Genomic DNA, 15389 nt, shown 5'->3' with positions numbered 1-15389 from the left:
AGCGATACCCGTTCAACGCGTCCATGCGTGCCGCTTCGACCAACGTGGACGCGGGGGTCACGATGGCCCACCAGAGCGTAATACCCGCCAGAAAGCCGCCGAGGACGAGGGTGACGCCCGCGACGGTCGCCGGGTCCGACCGGCCGCGGAGTGCGGACCCGAACGCGATGAACGCGACGAGAGAGAGGAGAACGTCGAGCAGTTCGACGGGAACGGGTATCGTATCGTAGTAGACGCTGACCGCCGTCGCCGGAGCGACGAAATACGGCAGGGAAACGAGCGCAACTACGACCAGACACGACACCATACCGGCTTTCAGCGCCTTGCTCATGTGCATACCCATCCGTGGAACCGAGTTAAACGTCCTGCTTGAGTCGGAAAACCCACATTACTCCGGAACGAATGGGGGAATATGGGACTCGGAAGCACGGCCAAGAAGATTCAGAAAGTCGCCGACACCGCGGAGAAACTGTACGCTAAACTCAACGAGATGCGCGAGCAGTTGGTCGACATGCGCGAGACGCTGGAGACGACGAACGAGCGCGTCGAGCGACTCGAAGCGGAAAACGAACACCAGAAGGCGCTCATCGAGGCGTTGGCCCGCGAGGAAGGCATCGACGTAGACGAGGTGCTGTCCGAAGTCGAATCCGCCGAGGCGGACGACGAGGGCGAAGCGGAGGACGACTCGACCGACGAGACGGTCGAAGCGAGTACGTGAGTCACCGAGTCGGAAGACATAACAACGACTAACAGCCCTCCCGTCAATTTTTGCGACATGACGACATATCGGGAACCGCTCGAATCGGTCCTCGACACGGTGGGTCGAACCCCGCTCGTTCGTGTTCAGGCCGCCCCCGACGAGGTACCAGTGTACGCGAAAGTGGAGTCGTTCAACCCCGGCGCGAGCGTCAAGGACCGCATCGGGAAGTACATGATAGAGGCGATGCTCGACAGCGGCGAACTCCGACCCGGCGGGACCGTCATCGAACCGACCGCCGGAAACACGGGTATCGGCTTCGCCATCGCCGCCGGGCAACTCGGCGTGAACGCCGTGTTCGTCGTCCCGGAACGGTTCAGCCTCGAAAAGCAACAGCTCATGCGCGCGCTCGGCGCGGAGGTCATCAACACGCCGACCGCGGACGGCATGGGCGGCGCCATCGAGCGCGCCCACCAGCTCGCCGAGGAAACCGAGAACGCGGTCGTTCCACAGCAGTTCAGCAACCCGCTGAACGTCGAGGCGCACTACGAGACGACGGGACCGGAACTCTACGACGCCCTCGACGGCGACATCGGCGCGGTCGTTGCCGGGTGTGGCACCGCTGGAACCCTGATGGGCATGGCGAAGTACGCCCGCGACCAGCACCCTGATACCTACGTCGCCGCCGTCGAACCGGAAGGGTCGCTCTACTCCACGACGAAGGGGGCCGACGTGCCCGAGGAGGAGTACAAAATCGAGGGCATCGGGACGCACGATCCGACGACCAACGAACTGTTCGACCCCGAACTCGTGGACGAAATCATCCAAGTGCCGGACGAAACCGCCCACGACGAACTGAAACGGCTCGCACGCGAAGAGGGCCACCTCGTCGGCTCCTCGGCCGGTGCAGCGAGTATCGCGGCCCAACAGGTCGCCGAGAAGATTCGGGACGGCGAAATCGATGCCCCCGGAAACTCGGTCGTCACCATCTTCCCCGACTCCAGCGAGCGCTACCTCTCGAAGGGAATCTACCGCTCGTTCGCCGAGTGGGAGGGATAAGCGCGGGGTTAGAGAGGTACATGGAGACGGAGAGACGCTGACCGACTTTGGCGGATGCAAGGTACGGAGCCGTATATAGTGAAATTATCAAACTACTAAACGACGCTCCCCCTTGGGCCTCTACATCCGAGGACCGACGACTATCGGTCTCGGTGACGGTCGAGCGACCACGACCAACTATCCATGTCACAGACTGATCGAAATGCAACTCCCACCGAGACGGTATACAGGGAGTACATACTGGGAGTCCGAATCGTCACGATACCGGCCGAAGATGGGAGCGCCCGCTACCGATTCGAAGCGCCGAACCACGAAGGAGTTCGGTTCGAGGACCCCGAGTTGGCGGAACTGTACGCGGACGTGTACTTCGACGTGAACGGGTTCGAGGAGGCGGGAACGGGCGAACGCGGTGTCCCGCCGGAGATAATCCAGGCGGGTCGGGATACGTTGTCCGCGTACTTCCTCACCCAACCGTACACCGACCTCAACTGGGTCGCCTCGTTCTACGGCAAAACGCCTCCGGAGATAGAACGGTACGTTTCGACGGTTCGGAAGCGGGCCGAAGAGATACGCACCGGCGCGGAAGAGATGGGAATGGAGTAGGGGAACTCGCTCGTCTCTCGGAGAACGTTCTGTTTTCGGTTGGGGATGGAGTGAATAGCTCCGTGGGAGGCCCCCATCATCACCCACATCACACCGGATTTCCATACGATACCAAACCAGTTCGGGAACTATAGAGCGAGGGAGAGAGGGAGACTCGGCCGAACGCTCGCCGAGTTCCGTGAAAGCACCACGTTCTCGGCGGATGTCGGACGAATGTTTAAATCTTCGAACAATGTCGGGGAAACGCGTACATAGACGTCGTACCGAACCAATATACCACATACATATATTATAAATTTACATAGTATCTTACTGTAAATCGACGCTCGCATGGTCGAGTTCACCCGACGCAAACTGATGGCCACATCGGTCGCTGCGACACTGGGCGCGAGCGTTTCGTCGAACGTTATCGGAATCGAGAGCACCGAACCGCCGGAGGACGACGACACTCCGAGTGCACCGTACGTAAAGGGCAGCCTCAAGCGCTTTTCGTCCACCGCGTTCGGCGCGGAGGTCACTGGCCCGTTCGTCTTCGACGACGGGACGCCGCTGTACAGCCTTCAACACCCGAGCCGCGACAACCCCGCGCCGTACAACAGGTCCGGCATCGGCTATTTCGAGGGGTTCCGGTTTTCGATGGACGGACGCAACGACGACTTCTCCGGGCTTTCGACGCCGCAAACGAACGAGGAGAAAGGGATGGTTCGGAGCGCGAGCGGCGAATTCACGTTCCTCGCACGGGAGGAAGACCGCATCAACGGGAGCACCGAACGTCTCGGCGTTACCCAAACGCCGGACGGCTGGAACATCACGCCGGACAACTTCGCCGGGACGCAGTACGGTGACCCCGCATCCAATCCCGACTGTAATCAGTTCATTCCGACCGACGAGGAGGGTACCGAAGGGTTCCTGTTCACCAACTGGGAAAACAGCCCCGGAAACGTGTCTCGAATACCCATCAGTCAGGACGAAGACGGCGGCTGGACCGCCGACCTGGAGAACGCCATCAACCTCGCAAACACGGAACCGATGCGCAAACTCGGTGGGACGCGAATCAACTGCTACGGCGACCGCAGTCCGTGGAACACGATGATTTCGGCGGAGGAGAACTACGCGCAACCCCGCGTTTCGCTGACCGCGACGGTAAGCGACATCGTGGAGAAGGGAAGCGGGAAGAACCTCATCGGCGGCTGTCAGTTCTGGAACCGACCGAATCCGAGCGGAATTCAGGAAGCCATCGACGAGTACTACGGCGACGAGTCGTGGGGCGTCCAAGGCTACTGGGCGCTCACGGGACTCGAATTCCTCGCGTACTACCTCGGTGCCGAACGCATCGACCAGACTGCCACACCGGTCGACCAGTCCGCGGAGGACGAGCGGAACACGACGAACCCCATCGGTGACGTGTACCCGAACCCGTACCGCTACGGCTACTTCGTCGATTTCCCCGAGCCGACGGCGGAGACGCCGGAACCCATCAAATACTATGTGATGGGCCGAGCGTCGTGGGAATCCCCTGACATACAGAGCGACAAACGAACCGTGTACGGTTGTTCCGACGGCGACAGCAAGGGAATCTACAAGTTCGTCGCCGACGAGGAAATCGACGGCTACTGCGACCCGATGAACGTCGCCGGAACCCTGTACGCGCCGAAGGTGACCAACGCGGACGCGGCGAAGAAGAACCCGCCCTCCGACGTGAGCCTCGAATTCGAGTGGTTGGAACTAGGTCACGCCGCGAACTACGAGGTCGAGAAATGGATCTCCGAGTACGACGACGTTACACAGGTCGATTACCTCGACACCCACGCCGACACCGACTGGGAAGACGACCTCGACACGGCGCTCGAAGAGGCCGATACGGAAGTCGTCGAAAACGGCAACCGGAACTACATCACGAACGAGGAGATCGTAGAGTGGGCCGAGCAGTACGAGAACGAAGGGCCGAACGGCGTGGACGAGGAACTCCGGAAGGTTCCCTTCCTCGAAACCCGTGCGGCGGCTAAGGAAGTCGGCGCGACCATCGAGTTCAACAAGGCCGAAGGCGTCGATAGCGTCGACGGTGCGCAACCCGGCGACTACATCTACTTCGCCATCTCGGCGCTCAACGACGCGCTGGCCGACACGCTCGGCGACGTTCGACTCGACCGCGTGGACGGCGGCGTCGTCTACCGCGCCGAACTCGAAGACGATTACAACGTTTCGACCCTCGAACCCGTCATCGTCGGCCCCGACGCGAGCGACCCGGCGGACATCGCGGACGACGCCCTCATCAACGTCGACAACATCTACGTGATGGACGACGGTCGCGTCCTCTGCTGTGAGGACGCCGATAAGTTCGGTCGGTCCTACAGCAACGACTGTCTGTACGTCTAGGAACCCGAGAAGTAAGGGAAACAGCGATTCGGCGGGTTTTCGATGGGGTTCGTCCCCGTTACCCCATCAACCGGCCGTACTCGACCTTCATACAGCGGTCTTGAACGACTCGTTTTCCGGCGTCCTCCGCGCGTTTCGCCGCGTCGTCGTCGCGGATGCCCAACTGCATCCAGACGGTATCCACGTCGTCCCGTTCGAGAGCGGCATCGACGATTTCGGGAACCTCCTCGCTCGGTCGGAACACGTCCACGATGTCTATTTCCTCGTCCACATCGGCGAGGGAATCGGCCGCTTCCCGTCCGAAAATTTCGTCCGCGAAGGGGTTGACCGGGATGACCTCGTAGCCGTGGTCGCGGAGGTATTTCGGAATCTCGTGGGCGTCCTTTCCGGGCGTCGAAGAGCAGCCGACGACCGCCACCGTGTCGAGTTCGAGGATGTCCCGCAGTTCGTCGTCTCCTTCGATTGCCATGGGAGAACTGAGACGACCAACGCGCAAAAGCGTTGGCTCTTTCGCCGAACGGCGAGCTACACTCGCCGCCACTCGGTCGTCGGGCCGACGCCCTTCAACCGGATTTCCGACCCGTCGTCCTCGTCTTCCCGAACTTCGATTTCGCCGTCGAACAACTGCCGGAGCGTGCTCATCGTCTGCGCGTCGTGCGCCGAGGAATCGATGACGAACAGTCCGATGGCCTCCGCGCTCTGGACGCGACCGGTGAAGACGTGGAGGAACCGGAACACGGTTTGGAGATTCGAGTACATGAGGAGCGTCGAAAGCGAATCGAACGCGATGCGGTTGGAACGGACGCCTGAATCGTAAAATCGGTGGAGGTACTCCGAGAGTTTGATTCCGATGCCGGTCATGTCCACCGGCGAGGACGCGAATTCGATACCTTCGGTCCGCTGCGGAGCCATTCCCTGCTGTTTCGAAACACAATCCACGACACCGATGGGAGCGTCCGGGCCATCGAGGCGCGATTCGTACTCCGAGAGCACCTGTTCACCCGCACTTTTCGTCGTCACGAGTATCGAACCATCACCTGCACGGTTGCCGTGTGCGAGCATATCGAACGTGAGACGCCGCTTTCCGGTCATCGGCGGTCCTGCAACGAGCAGATTCGTCCCGGGATTGATGTCTCTCCCTGCGAACGCCCCACCTAAGTCGTACATCGTGGACCCTCACTGTACACGGTTGCACCTTTCGATTCGATAACGAAACGGGGGAACGGTGAGCGAAACGCCAGTTTTCTCCCCCTGTATCATCTGGGATTTATATATTGGGGTCCGCTTATATTCTTTTTGATTGCCATCTGACCCGTCGAAAACACTCAAAAGAGAACGGCTATCCGACCGATGACGAACGCGATAGCGGCGAGGAACATACCATATTTCAAATGATTCTGCCCGGCTGTCGGGTTCCCGAAACTCTCGGCGGCGGCATAGAGCATGATGGCGTCCGCGGGAACGACGACCACCAGATAGGGCAGCCCGAACACGCCCCACAGATACGGTAGGGGACTCGCGGCGACGGCGACGACGAGTAGTATCGCACCGAAGGCCGTCGAACGACGTGCACCGATTGCCAACGGAAGAGTGTTCAATCCCTCTTCTCGGTCGCCAGCCATGTCCTCGACATCCTTGATTATCTCCCGCGTGAACGTCGAGAGTGCGGCGAGCAAAAAGAGAATCGCGGCGGTTCGGATTTGATCGACCGGAACGCCGACGCTTCCCGCGTCGGCCGCGACCGCCGCACTGCCGAACAGAAACGTGCTGCCTCCGAGATAGGCGACGACGGCGTTCCCGACTCCCGGCAGACCCTTGAATAATTTCGTGTAGGCCACGAGCGCGAGGAGGTTGAGCGCCGCGATGCCGATGGCGAAGACGGGCAACGCGAGCGCCGCGACCACGGCACCGACGAACAACACGATACTGAATATCAAGGTTCCCTTCGGCGAAACCGCTCCCGCGGAATGGGTCGCTCCGGCGCGTTGATGCGGTCGATCTCCCGGTCGAAGTAGTCGTTGATGGCGTTGCCCGCCCCCGTCGCCAACCACGTCGCCACCACGGCCGCAACCACTTGCACCGGTTGCGAATCGGTGAAGACGCCGCCCGCGACGAACGCGCCGATAAAGGTGAGCACGCCCGCCGCGAACGTATTCCCCGGACGTGTGAGTTCGAACAGTCCCTTCGCACGTCCGTCGATACTCATACGGCGACGTACTCGGTCCACGCCGTATAAATGGTCGGAATGAGATTTCCGCGAGACGAAACCACGACGTTTAAAAAGTAGGGGGCAGTACGAATGATTACGGGCGCTTAGCTCAGTCTGGACAGAGTGCTTGGCTTCGGACCAAGTTGCCGCGGGTTCAAATCCTGCAGCGCCCATCATTCTGCGAGGAACGAACGTGACGAGCGGATGATGTCCGCGAAGGATTTGAATCAGGGAGTGGAGCGAAGCGGAACGACCGTGGTTCAAATCCTGCAGCGCCGTCGCTTTCGTTCGATAGTCGAACAACTGAGTGGTTTCCACCGAGATTCATGACCCGACCATTAGCGAGGGCTTCGTCGAGCGAGAAGTATGGGTTCGGTAGAAGGAACGGTTCGTTCTGATGAATTCAGTGAATCTCCTCCACAGAACTCCTCAGTTGGTCAAATAAATATCGGAACTCGTCTTTTCTGGATGTTGGTCCAAATACACTCCATATTATAAAATGAATACGGAACACTTAACCGTGTCGTGGGATTGTGTATACTCGTAATGGCAAACGGTAAGGTTGATTTCTTCAACGACACTGGCGGCTACGGTTTCATCTCGACTGACGACTCCGACGACGACGTGTTCTTCCACATGGAGGACGTTGGCGGCGAAGACCTGACGGAAGGGACCGATATCGAATTCGACATCGAGCAGGCCCCCAAGGGCCCGCGCGCGACGAACGTCGTCCGCAACTAATTAACGTTTCGTACCGTCGCCACACGGCGATACGACGGAACTTCATTTCTCCAGTCGAACTTCTCGGAGAGAACTATCGCTGTTTGACGAGAGGATGCGGTAGAGAGCCCCGTTTGGGATAACCCTATCCCTCGAAAGAACCTATGCGACAGTATGGATGAGTACGAGGCCACCTTCGAGATCACGTCGAAGGACGATGCACATGCCGTTGAAAGATTGCTAAATCGACTGTACGACACGCTCCGAGAGGAGTCACGGACGGTCCGTGCCGGAACGAGTGATTCAACGAAGATGTTAGAGCACTTTGAGGGGCTCCACGATGCCGCCCAACGACAGAGGGCGGGGAAGCTCACGGTAGTGCTCGAACAGAGAGATGAACCTTTCGAGGGGAAGCAGTGATCGATACAGAACAGAGCAGGCAGCTACCGGAGTAAGAGGAATTCCCAGAGACGGTTACTCGATAGGTCCAACCGCCTCTCCCCACAGTGGGGTCGTATTCATATTTTCGCTTAAGGTTTTTACACAGTACAAGACGTATTCCACTCGTTCGTTGTCGACAAACGCCCGCTTTCTCGACGTTCGATCGAAATCACTGAATAGACTCGTTGCGAGAAGAATAAGATCTAACTCCAAGACCCCTCCGGTCGGCGGCTCGTAAAGTTAGTCTCGGAGGACAAACGGTTTGGTGAATACGCACCCGTATCGTGCGGCGGGCCACAGAAACAAAAAATAGGTTGTCAAATATCGGCGCTCCGAGATTCCCGAATTCGGACGCCTCACGCCCGAAAGAACGATTCGTTCGACGGTCAAACAAAAGCTTGCGGCGTCCGTTCGATACCAACACGAGTCGCAACGAGTCGGCCTGTTTCACGTCACCGTCGTCAGTCGTGGTGCGTTCCGGTCGGATTATTCGACGGTAGGGACGCATAACAATACCGGATGCGGCCATTGGATGAATTGCGAGCGTCGTAGGGTGCAACCGGGTCGCCACGCACTCCGCGACGTTCGAGCACAGCTGCCCAACGTCGTGTTCCACGGCATACTCACGCCAGTCAGGTCGTGCCCGCTTCCCGGCACGGCCATACCGCGCTCCGGTGGGGGACTCCGGGACGAGAACGGGTTGCTTGTTGGTAGAAGCACCATCGACCCCGGTCGGTGGCGGCCACTTCGTGGCCCCGGTGGTTCGATTCCACCCCCGTTCGTACAACGAGTTCGGTGGAGCGGTCGATTTTTAGCGCGATAGGACGGCACGACTCGCGTGCCGACGTCCGTTCGTCACGGAAAGCTACTCGCGTCGTTCCCTGCCCATCGTGTGGAACTCCTCGTTTGGTCGCCAGTCGGCGAACATGGCCATCCGGTTCGAGAGGTTGAAAAAGGACGTCACGCTTCCGATGTCCCATACTTCCTCGTCGCTGTACCCGACGTCGCGCAGTCGTTGTAGGTCATCGTCGGACACCTCGGTCGGGCGCTCAGTGAGTTTCACCGCCACGTCGAGCATCGCCATCCGTTTCTCGCTCACGTCCGCCTGCCGGTAGTTCGCCACCAACTGGTCGGCGAGGGTGGGCCGTTTCGCGTAGATGCGAACGAGCGCGCCGTGGGCGACGTTGCAGTAATAGCAGTGGTTGACCCCGGAGACGGCGACGATTATCATCTCTACCTCCTCGCGGTCGAGCGACGTATCGTCTACGAGGGCGTCGTGGAAGGCCATGAACGCGCGGAAGTGGGAGGGCTTGTACGCGAGCGCCGCGAACACGTTCGGCGTGAATCCGGCGCGTTCGGTCTCCTCGTCGATGCGTTCGCGGAGGTCGTCGGGAATCTCATCGTAGTCGGGGACGGGAAATCGTCGCTGTGCCTCGTCGGAGAGGGTCGGGTCGGACATATCCCCCAATTCGGTGTGTTCTCACTTAACAAAGTCGTCCGGTTCCGAGACGGTCGGATCCGAAAAACAAAACTGGTAGCGTCCGTTACGCGTTCGAGCGTTGCTCTTCGGAGGCCTCTTCGACCCGCCCTTCGGCTCTGGTCTGTGGGACGTTCGCCGCCTCGGCAACGTCGTCCGGTTCGGCGGAAGCGAGGTCTTCGAGGGAGTCGATGCCCGCATTTTCGAGCCGTGAGCGGTAGGTGTCGCCCAACCCGTCGATCCGTTCGAGGTGCTGGCCGTCGCCCTCCGCTTCCATCTCCGCGTCCTCTTCGCTCTCCGTCTCCTGTGACAACGACCATCCCCTGTTCCAATGGGGAGTGCCACCTAACGCCGCCGCGGACGCGACCGTCGAGGAACTCGTCGAGTTGGCGACGGTGTTGGTCCACCGCGCCGTGGAGTTGGTGCTCCTCGGCACGTGTCCCAAGTGCTACGACTCGATTTCGACCGCGGTCCGGCCGGTCGAAACGGAGGTGGGAGAGGAGGTAGTCCCGCGATTCCACGCGGTCTGTGAGACGTGTGGCGGACAGCTCCTCGGCCCCATCGGATTCTGCTTGTTGAGCCATCTGGAGGTGAACGCGTTGTACAATCGCCACGGACGCTCCGTCCACACGGCGTATCTCTGGGAGCTCGAATTCGCACAGAACGACGGGTCGCTCGTGGACGAGCGCGACGATGACCCCCTCCGACTCACCTTCCGACTCGAAGACGAGGAACTGTCCGTTACGATAGACGACACCGCCCACGCCACGGAGACGACGCGGCGAACCGTGGAGTAACTATCAAAAATTCAATTGGAGATTCGTTCGCCAAACACTGAAGCGGGAGACGATCCCATCTACTCCCGATGTCCGGCGCACACGGCCCGCCCGATTCCGGTGACGGAGTAGAATCGACCCGACGCGTCTCCCCGACCCCACGTTCCTCTCTCTGCTCGGCTTCCTCTCGATACCCGGCTACCTGTCCCAATCGCTTCGGCCCCTCCGACAGTTCGCGCTGTTTTTCATATTCGGGTTGTGGCCGCTCGTGCGGGGCTTCCTTCCCTCGTTCGGCGAGGACGAGGAGGACCCGACCGATTGGGTCGCCATCGGCGGGAAATCCTATACGCGCCGGTCGCGCCTGTCGCTTCTGCTGTTGCAGTTGAACCCGTTCGTGTTCGTACAAGGCGTTCTCCAACTGGTCGGACACGTTCCGACGCTCCTTCGATACCGCGGTCGATTGCCGAACCCCGACCGGTTCGAACAGGCGACCACCTACCGGTTGCCGTTCGCCGACAGCACATTGCGGGACGACTCCACCGACGACGCCGACGGTGGTACAGCACCGACGGACGGCAAAACGTGGACGGTCATCAACGGCGGCCCCACGCGCGAACGCTCCCATTCGTGGAGCATCCTCGCCCAACGATACGCCCTCGACTTCGTGATAACTGACGAGGAGGGTCGCACTCACACCGGCGACGGGTCGCGCCCGGACCAGTACTACTGCTACGGCGAGCCGATACGCGCACCCGCGGATGGCGTCGTCGTCGCGGCGCACGACGGCCATCGAGACGGTCCGCGGGCGGGTGGATGGCTCGACCTGCGCCAACGCAACATCCTCGGCAACTGGATCATCATCGAGCACGCCGACAGCGAGTACAGCGTCTCGGCACACCTCCAGCGCGGAAGCATCGCGGTCTCCGAGGGCGAGCGCGTGGAACGCGGACAGCAGATCGGTCGCTGTGGGCACTCCGGCAATTCGACGGAACCCACCTTCACTTCCACGTCCAGGACCGCCCGAACTTCTACCTTGGGATGGGACTGCCGATTCGGTTCGAGGACGTCGCGTCCGACGCGGCGGACGACTCCGGCGACCCCCGCTACGTTTCGGTGGGCCAGCGGGTCGCCCGAGAGCGGACTGAGGCGCACAGTCCGCTCAGTCGGAGTTATCCGCTCGAAGTAGCGACTCGCACCGAGCATCCCGAGGAACCCAGCGACACCGGCGAGGATTCCGAACCCGGCCTGTCCGTTCGACGTGGTTCCGTCTGCGGGTCCGCTCGCCGCCCCTTCGGTCGCCGTCGATGTCACATGCGTCGTGCCGTCCGTGACGGTCGGGTCGCCTCCCGAACCGGTCGTGGTTCTCCCGGTGGCGCTCGTCGTCTCTTCTGTCCGACTCGCGCCGCGCGTCGTCCGCGGTTCGGTGGCAGTCGTGGTCGGGTCGAGGTCGTAGTCGTCGAACCGCCGTTCCCACCACACTGCCCTGAACGGATGACGACCGGCGTTTCCATGTCCAACGACGCCCACCGATGGCCCTTGGAATCGGCCGCGAGCGCGTTCCAGTTCTCGACCGGTCCGACGTAGTTTCGGTTCACGTGTTGCCTGTACAACCGCGCGTCGGCGTTGAACGCCGGGTCGATGGTCACCACGTCGTCGCGGGTGATTCCCCGGAACGCACCGCCGTCGGCACCCCCGCCGTGGTGGGAATCGCCCGCCCACGTCCAATCAACGGTCCAGCCGTCGTCCGACTTCGAGAAGGTGTCGTAGTTGGTGGACGCGTCGTACTGGTCGTCGGTGACCGCCCACTCGCCGTCCGCGGGGAGACCGGTGATGTGGAACGTGACCGACCCGCCGCCGTCGCTCCCGCGCTTTCCGTGCATGAAGACGAGGCTCCTCCCCTTCGGACCGCGGTAGAGGTAGAGGACACTGTTTTCGGCCTGTTCGAGGTCGGTCGCCGGGCCGTAGGCGCTGTACCACCCCTTCGGGTCGGTGTCCGACGAGCGGTAGTCGTAGAACGTCTCTATCGGAAGGTCCGACGTGACAACACCGAGCGGGACGCACGTATCGCCTTGTTCGAGGACGAACTCCGACGGTCGAACGACCGCCTTCGAACGGGACCCGACGCTCTGGCTCTCGGCACCGGCGGCCGAAACGCCGCCGATGGCACCGACGCCCCCGGCGACCGCGAGGAGGTACGTTCGTCGGTCGATACCGTCCCGTGTTCGTCGCTCGATGCCGTTCCGTGTTCGCTTCGTCATGCTCGTCGGCTTGCAGTCGGGCAATCGTCGGCTAGCAGGTCGGGGGCGAACAGGTCGGCAGCAGGGTCTCTCATTCCGACACCACCCTGAGCGCGGACGGGAGCCGACGATACACCCCGGTCACCGCCTGCATCCGGGTCGTCTTCCGCTGGACGGTGTGGTAGGCGACCGGCTCCGGGCCGAACTTCGATTTGTACCGACAGAGGCGGGGCAGGTTCGCGCCCACGAGGTCGTAGCGGGTCAGCCCTCGTTCCCGCGCGTCCCGAATGATGTACCAATCCAGCAGATCGTTGATGGGCACGTCGAGGTCGTGTTTCGCGCCGCCCTGCCAGCGGTAGATAGTGTCGTCCCCTTCGAGCGTGACCATGCCGCCGAGGATTTCGCCGTCGCGCTCGCAGACGTAGGGGCGGACGCATCCCTCGGGCAGTCGCTCGTACAGTTCGGTCACGAACGCGGGGTCGATGCGGTACTCCTTGTCCTGTGCCGCGTGACGGTTCTGAATCTGGCCGATGACCGCCTCGATACCCTCGACGCCCGCTTCCCGAATCGTGCAGTCGTCGTCCCGGTTCCTGACGTTGCTCCGCGCGTCCCGGCTAAACTGCATCAGCAGATCGTCTTCCGTCAGGTCGAGGATGTACGTGTACGACGGCGACACGTCGAACCCGTTCCACGAGAAGGGGCGCAGGTCGGTGTACCCGTCCACGGTCCGAACGTCCACGTAGTGCGGGTCGATTTCGTCGTCTATCCACGACAGACAGCCGTCGATGAACGACCGATGTCGGCGCTCCGCCTTCCGCTGTTTCAGCTTCGAGAAGTTGAGCAGGGCCGGACCGAGGTAGTACACCTCCAGGTGTGGCGGCGGCGAGTACACCATCCGGAACGGTCCCTTGGTCGTCTCGAATATCGGGAAGATGCCGACCGGTTCCTGCCCTTTGTAGCCGACGAGGAACCGCACCTCGGCGTTCGCCGTTTCCGCGAGGTGCGTGAGCGCCTCGCGTCGATGAAACGGGGTCGTTTCCTTCGATTCGTCCACGAACGAGTTCCATCGGTCGAGCGTGCTGTCGTCCGCTTCTTTAACGTCTATCGTCATGCGTATCACTCCAAATAGCCGAGTGCCGTCAGTCGGTTCTCCATCGATTCCTCAGATGCGGTCGGTTCGCGTCCGTCCTCCCGCACTTCTTCCTTCCGCTCGCGTCCGCCCTCCCGCCGCGTCGGGTACGAACGTTCCCCGATGGGTTCCGCGGAGGACAACACTTCGCCGTCCATCTCGGTGCTCGTCGGCACGCCGAACAGCGCGAGAACGGTAGGTGTCACGTCGAAGAGGTGGGCGTCCCCGAGCGGGTCGTCGATGCCGTCACCCGCCATGGCGACGACGCCGTTTCGCTTGTGGTTCCACGGTTGGCCGGGCGCGGCGAACTCGTCCCCCGAAAGCTCCGCGGAGAGGAAGTGGTCGAAGTCGGCCGGAACCGTGACGATATCGACCGCCCGGTCCGCATCCGGGCCGTCGAAGTACGCTTCCCGACGTGCCACGTCCTCGAACAGCGGCTCGCCTTCCGGCGTCTCGACGCCTTCGAGGAGGGAGATGAGTTCCGTCCGGAGCGGTTCGTATCGCTCCGGTGGGACGACGCCGTTCGGGTCGCGGCCCGCCAGATTGATGCGGACGCCGCACTCGATTCTGGCCCGCATGTACGCCGTCGAGGCCGGGAAATCGACCTGCCTGCCGCTCGCCCGGACGACCCCCGCGGGAACGTGTTCGGACGCAAAATCGCGGAGGCCGACCGCCGACAACAGCTTTCCCGCCCGTGCCGTCGTGAGGCCGCACTTGGCAGCGAGGGCGGTCACGCGCCGAAGCAAGTTCGGGTCGTCCGCGTCGCCGTTTCGAAGCCGCGACTCTCGCGTCGGAACCCACGAGGGCATTCCGTCGCCGCCCTTCGACACGTCCACGTACCCGTGTTTTGCGAGGAATTCGTTGACGTAGAATCCCGTGCCCGTCATCTCGCCCATCCCGTGGTCGCTGACGACGAGAACGGTGTCCGGGTCGGTCGCGTCGAGGACCTCGCCGACCTGCTCGTCCACCGCTTCGTACACCGCCCGAACCGTCTCCCGCTCGCCGGGGAACTCGTGGAACACGGTGTCCGTCTGCTGGAACTGCAGGAACCCGAAGTCGGGGTCGAACCGGTCCGCGAGGAGGCGGAACGCCTCACCGCGCATCTCTACCACGTCGCGGTACTCGGCGGCGGCCTCCTCGGGCGGGAGGTCCGTCGTTTCGGGGTAGACGCGGTAGTCCCCGATTTCCTCGCGGAGGTCGGAGAGCAGGTCCGGCGGGTGACACGCCGGGGAGTCGGGGGCCATGTACCCCGGCACGAGCGCGCCGTCGAACTCGCGCGGCGGGTGCGTCACGGGCACGTTGACGACGACGCTCGTGAATCCGTGCTGGGAGAGGTGCTCCCAGACGGGGACAGCGCGGACGTCCGACCCGTCCACGACGCTCCAGTCGTAGCCCTCGTAGTCCAGAAAGCTGAACACGCCGTGTTTTCCGGGGTTGACGCCGGTGAACAGCGACGGCCACGCGCTCGGCGTCCACGGCGGCAGTTGGGATTCGAGCGGACCCGAGACGCCGCCGTCGAATATCGAGCGGAGGTTCGGAAGCGCCCCGCGGAAAACAGCGGTTCGAGAATCGGCAGACAGGCCCCGTCCAGTCCGAGCACCAGCGTTCGAAGGCCGTCGTTGTTACCAACGTCTCCATCGACGCCCTCGTTGTTACCGATGTCTC

General features: G+C 61.9%; 15 protein-coding genes, 1 tRNA gene and 2 pseudogenes. 9 read left to right on the top strand and 9 right to left on the bottom strand.

The window, feature by feature from the left end:
• Positions 1–331 (bottom strand): hypothetical protein (locus BG842_RS04620; protein WP_254662901.1); only part of this gene is annotated, 331 nt, incomplete at its 3' end.
• An 81-nt stretch (positions 332–412) separates the two neighbouring features.
• On the opposite strand from BG842_RS04620, the gene BG842_RS04615 reads away from it, so the two are divergent.
• The 4 genes from BG842_RS04615 (at position 413) to BG842_RS04600 (ending at position 4735) form a co-directional block, all read left to right on the top strand.
• On the top strand, positions 413–718 hold the full coding sequence (locus BG842_RS04615) for a DUF5798 family protein (protein ID WP_069449863.1): 306 nt from the start codon (positions 413–415) through the stop codon (positions 716–718).
• A 57-nt stretch (positions 719–775) separates the two neighbouring features.
• Entirely contained in the window at positions 776–1756 is a 981-nt protein-coding gene (locus tag BG842_RS04610) for a PLP-dependent cysteine synthase family protein (RefSeq protein ID WP_069449862.1), read from the top strand.
• 183 nt (positions 1757–1939) lie between these two features.
• The gene (locus BG842_RS04605) at positions 1940–2359 is read left to right on the top strand and encodes a hypothetical protein (protein WP_069449861.1); all 420 of its coding nucleotides are present in this window, start codon (positions 1940–1942) and stop codon (positions 2357–2359) included.
• A 357-nt stretch (positions 2360–2716) separates the two neighbouring features.
• Entirely contained in the window at positions 2717–4735 is a 2019-nt protein-coding gene (locus BG842_RS04600) for an alkaline phosphatase PhoX (RefSeq protein ID WP_394327458.1), read from the top strand.
• Positions 4736–4793: 58 nt separating this feature from the next.
• Here the strand turns inward: BG842_RS04600 and BG842_RS04595 are convergent, their stop codons facing one another.
• The 3 genes and pseudogenes from BG842_RS04595 to BG842_RS04585 form a co-directional block, all read right to left on the bottom strand.
• Positions 4794–5204 carry a CoA-binding protein gene (locus tag BG842_RS04595; RefSeq protein WP_069449859.1) on the bottom strand — a complete coding sequence of 137 codons (411 nt, stop codon included), beginning with the start codon at positions 5202–5204 and terminating at the stop codon, positions 4794–4796.
• A gap of 56 nt (positions 5205–5260) precedes the next feature.
• The gene (locus tag BG842_RS04590) at positions 5261–5902 is read right to left on the bottom strand and encodes a recombinase RecA (RefSeq protein WP_069449858.1); all 642 of its coding nucleotides are present in this window, start codon (positions 5900–5902) and stop codon (positions 5261–5263) included.
• 158 nt (positions 5903–6060) lie between these two features.
• Positions 6061–6941 (bottom strand): annotated as a pseudogene (locus BG842_RS04585) (geranylgeranylglycerol-phosphate geranylgeranyltransferase).
• A gap of 101 nt (positions 6942–7042) precedes the next feature.
• Here BG842_RS04585 and BG842_RS04580 point away from each other — a divergent pair.
• The 3 genes from BG842_RS04580 (at position 7043) to BG842_RS04570 (ending at position 8084) form a co-directional block, all read left to right on the top strand.
• Positions 7043–7117, top strand: a tRNA-Arg gene (locus BG842_RS04580).
• 373 nt (positions 7118–7490) lie between these two features.
• A complete protein-coding gene (locus BG842_RS04575) occupies positions 7491–7685 on the top strand; it encodes a cold-shock protein (RefSeq protein ID WP_007978806.1) in 195 nt (64 codons plus the stop codon).
• 153 nt (positions 7686–7838) lie between these two features.
• On the top strand, positions 7839–8084 hold the full coding sequence (locus BG842_RS04570; protein ID WP_069449857.1) for a hypothetical protein: 246 nt from the start codon (positions 7839–7841) through the stop codon (positions 8082–8084).
• A gap of 886 nt (positions 8085–8970) precedes the next feature.
• Here the strand turns inward: BG842_RS04570 and BG842_RS04565 are convergent.
• Positions 8971–9564 carry a peroxidase-related enzyme gene (locus tag BG842_RS04565; RefSeq protein WP_069449856.1) on the bottom strand — a complete coding sequence of 198 codons (594 nt, stop codon included), beginning with the start codon at positions 9562–9564 and terminating at the stop codon, positions 8971–8973.
• 85 nt (positions 9565–9649) lie between these two features.
• A complete protein-coding gene (locus tag BG842_RS04560) occupies positions 9650–9895 on the bottom strand; it encodes a helix-hairpin-helix domain-containing protein (protein ID WP_254662900.1) in 246 nt (81 codons plus the stop codon).
• A 25-nt stretch (positions 9896–9920) separates the two neighbouring features.
• On the opposite strand from BG842_RS04560, the gene BG842_RS04555 reads away from it, so the two are divergent.
• A complete protein-coding gene (locus tag BG842_RS04555; protein WP_254662899.1) occupies positions 9921–10379 on the top strand; it encodes a hypothetical protein in 459 nt (152 codons plus the stop codon).
• A gap of 247 nt (positions 10380–10626) precedes the next feature.
• Positions 10627–11544: a M23 family metallopeptidase gene (locus BG842_RS04550; protein ID WP_254662898.1), complete on the top strand. Its 918-nt coding sequence runs from the start codon at positions 10627–10629 to the stop codon at positions 11542–11544.
• A gap of 121 nt (positions 11545–11665) precedes the next feature.
• Here BG842_RS04550 and BG842_RS04545 read toward each other — a convergent pair whose 3' ends face one another.
• The 3 genes and pseudogenes from BG842_RS04545 to BG842_RS04535 all read right to left on the bottom strand — a co-directional run bounded on the left by BG842_RS04545 (position 11666) and on the right by BG842_RS04535 (position 15384).
• On the bottom strand, positions 11666–12616 hold the full coding sequence (locus BG842_RS04545) for a hypothetical protein (RefSeq protein WP_254662897.1): 951 nt from the start codon (positions 12614–12616) through the stop codon (positions 11666–11668).
• Between the two features lie 70 nt (positions 12617–12686).
• Positions 12687–13706, bottom strand: coding sequence for a GNAT family N-acetyltransferase (locus BG842_RS04540; RefSeq protein ID WP_069449865.1), 1020 nt, complete (start codon positions 13704–13706; stop codon positions 12687–12689).
• 5 nt (positions 13707–13711) lie between these two features.
• A pseudogene (locus BG842_RS04535) lies at positions 13712–15384 on the bottom strand (alkaline phosphatase family protein).
• Positions 15385–15389 lie beyond the last annotated feature (5 nt).

It is taken from the genome of Haladaptatus sp. W1 (assembly GCF_001723155.1).
Taxonomy (GTDB): Archaea; Halobacteriota; Halobacteria; order Halobacteriales; family Haladaptataceae; genus Haladaptatus; species Haladaptatus paucihalophilus.
This window is presented reverse-complemented; position numbering and strand designations above follow the sequence as displayed.

What these genes read in the sequence shown, in the direction of transcription:
- BG842_RS04545 (WP_254662897.1), bottom strand. Translation starts at nt 12,616, where the DNA reads ATGACGAAGCGAACACGGAACGGCATCGAGCGACGAACACGGGACGGT.
- BG842_RS04570 (WP_069449857.1), top strand. Translation starts at nt 7,839, where the DNA reads ATGGATGAGTACGAGGCCACCTTCGAGATCACGTCGAAGGACGATGCA.
- BG842_RS04605 (WP_069449861.1), top strand. Translation starts at nt 1,940, where the DNA reads ATGTCACAGACTGATCGAAATGCAACTCCCACCGAGACGGTATACAGG.
- BG842_RS04610 (WP_069449862.1), top strand. Translation starts at nt 776, where the DNA reads ATGACGACATATCGGGAACCGCTCGAATCGGTCCTCGACACGGTGGGT.
- BG842_RS04590 (WP_069449858.1), bottom strand. Translation starts at nt 5,902, where the DNA reads ATGTACGACTTAGGTGGGGCGTTCGCAGGGAGAGACATCAATCCCGGG.
- BG842_RS04575 (WP_007978806.1), top strand. Translation starts at nt 7,491, where the DNA reads ATGGCAAACGGTAAGGTTGATTTCTTCAACGACACTGGCGGCTACGGT.
- BG842_RS04595 (WP_069449859.1), bottom strand. Translation starts at nt 5,204, where the DNA reads ATGGCAATCGAAGGAGACGACGAACTGCGGGACATCCTCGAACTCGAC.
- BG842_RS04600 (WP_394327458.1), top strand. Translation starts at nt 2,717, where the DNA reads ATGGCCACATCGGTCGCTGCGACACTGGGCGCGAGCGTTTCGTCGAAC.
- BG842_RS04565 (WP_069449856.1), bottom strand. Translation starts at nt 9,564, where the DNA reads ATGTCCGACCCGACCCTCTCCGACGAGGCACAGCGACGATTTCCCGTC.
- BG842_RS04540 (WP_069449865.1), bottom strand. Translation starts at nt 13,706, where the DNA reads ATGACGATAGACGTTAAAGAAGCGGACGACAGCACGCTCGACCGATGG.
- BG842_RS04615 (WP_069449863.1), top strand. Translation starts at nt 413, where the DNA reads ATGGGACTCGGAAGCACGGCCAAGAAGATTCAGAAAGTCGCCGACACC.